General features: G+C 51.4%; 2 protein-coding genes. Both read right to left on the minus strand.

The annotated features are described in order from the left end of the window. Positions 1–14: 14 nt before the first annotated feature. The gene (locus tag MKX70_RS26925) at positions 15–503 is read right to left on the minus strand and encodes an LURP-one-related/scramblase family protein (protein ID WP_042135876.1); all 489 of its coding nucleotides are present in this window, start codon (positions 501–503) and stop codon (positions 15–17) included. 180 nt (positions 504–683) lie between these two features. Then, positions 684–1,880 (minus strand): NADH:flavin oxidoreductase, encoded by a 1,197-nt coding sequence (locus tag MKX70_RS26930; RefSeq protein ID WP_340841222.1) that lies wholly within the window; start codon positions 1,878–1,880, stop codon positions 684–686. Between the last annotated feature and the right edge of the window lie 16 nt (positions 1,881–1,896).

A 1,896-nucleotide genomic window follows, 5' to 3' on the forward strand; every position in this document is an offset into this window, starting at 1 on the left:
CTGCACGGTAATAATCACTGCTGGGAAGCCGCGGCATCGTCAGCCTTCACACAATCAATGGCGACCACAATCGCAATGATGACGGCCTCCATCTCCTCTTTGAATACTTGAACACTGTAGCTATCGCCCCAGGTGAACCACTTCTTGTTGACCTCACCTATGACGGCTCCGCGTTGGATGACCTGAAAATCCATGTCCCACCAATTCCCATGCACCTCAATGTCAGCCGAATCTATCGTATAGCGTGCTTTCAGGAAAGAAAATTCCTTCTTAATCGTGAGCACCTCCCGGCCGTCCACCTCCACAAAAAACTTCGGTAAAAAGCTGAATACCTTCTTGGTAATCAATGCGACTTCCTCATCTGCTGTATTCATAATAGAGAAAGTCTTAGGAATCCTCATAAAGCTGCCTTCTACATAATAGACATCCTGCTCCTGCTGATTCTTCACCGTAAACTTCTCTCTTAGACTGAACACCTTCTGCTTAATAAAAAGCTCCGTCATCCCCGTCTCCTCCTATGTCATAGAGTCTGATTGTTTTCTGAATACTATAAGTATGAGGCAACTATTTAACATTAACCAGCAATGTAGTCATTGACATACGCCCATGTATACAAAAAAAGCCTGAACCCTATGAACAGGCTCAGGCATTCAGGCATTTCAGTCACCGGCCGGGCTTGATGCCTACTTGAAGGTCTCCCTCCAATTCTCTGCGTTCGTCGCGAGATATAACTCCTTCAATTTGCCGTATTTCTTATACGGACAGCAAAATTCCTTACGCAGTACAAGCAGGCAGGCGTTACAGGAAATACAATCCGCCCTGGTGAGTCCTTCCCCGTGCAGCCAGCGGTTAGGCAAATCCGGCTCGGAAATAAGCGGACGGCACAGCGACAGGAAATCGGCGTTTCCGTTCTGCGCGATCTCTTCCATCCGCTCGATATTACGGTGTCCGCCTACCAGGATAAGCGGAATGGAGAGACGGATATCCTTGATATAATCATAATAATACGACTGCTTGGCAAGCCCGCCAATCTTCGTTCTTGCTTCGGGAATCGGGACCGGTGTAAAGCCTAATTCGTCCTCGGACCGGACGAGACAATCCCACATGCCCCCGCTTACCTCGATGGCGTCGACGCCGGTCGTTGCAATTTCGTCCAGCAGCTCCGGGAAGTTGTCCTTGTTAATGCCGCCTTCTACGTGATCGTCGCAGTTCAGCTTGATGAGGATCGGAAAGTCGCCAACTTCCTCTCTCGCCAGCGCAACGATGTCCCGGATAATGTTCGCCCGCTTCTGCACCGAACCGCCGTACCTGTCAGTACGCCGATTCGTATAAGGGGACAGGAAGGAGCTGAGCAAATAGCCGTGCGCCGCATGAAACTGCACACCGTCGAACCCGGCCTTTTGAACCCGGACAATCGCATTGGCGAAATACCGGATGATTTGCCCGATTTCATCCGGCTGCAGCTCCCGGGCTTTTTTGATCAGAATCGGAGACTCCACAGCCGAGGGCGCGATGCAGTCCGCCGTTACATAGTGATGCACCTGCCGGCCGGGATGGTTTAACTGCGCGATGACGATGCATTCCGGATCGGTCTCATGAACGGTGTGCGCGATTTTGGCTACCTCGGGAATGAATTCGTCATCGTAGATGCAATATTGGCCCTCCGTTCTTTTGGCCGTCGGCGTTGCCGCCATGGCGCCGGTAACGATGGTTCCGACTCCGCCCAGCGCCAGATCCTTGTACACCTGCAGAACCGATTGCGAGATTTTCCCGTCCGTCGACATTTGGCTCTCACCTGTAGCAGAGCGCACCAGCCGGTTTTTCATGACGAGATTGCCGATTCTTCCTTCGGAATATACCTTATAATGCTGCCTGCTCATGAGTAAGTCCCCCATT

Source organism: Paenibacillus sp. FSL R7-0312, from assembly GCF_038004445.1.
Classification (GTDB): Bacteria; Bacillota; Bacilli; order Paenibacillales; family Paenibacillaceae; genus Paenibacillus_AQ.

What these genes read in the sequence shown, in the direction of transcription:
- MKX70_RS26930 (WP_340841222.1), bottom strand. Translation starts at nt 1,880, where the DNA reads ATGAGCAGGCAGCATTATAAGGTATATTCCGAAGGAAGAATCGGCAAT.
- MKX70_RS26925 (WP_042135876.1), bottom strand. Translation starts at nt 503, where the DNA reads ATGACGGAGCTTTTTATTAAGCAGAAGGTGTTCAGTCTAAGAGAGAAG.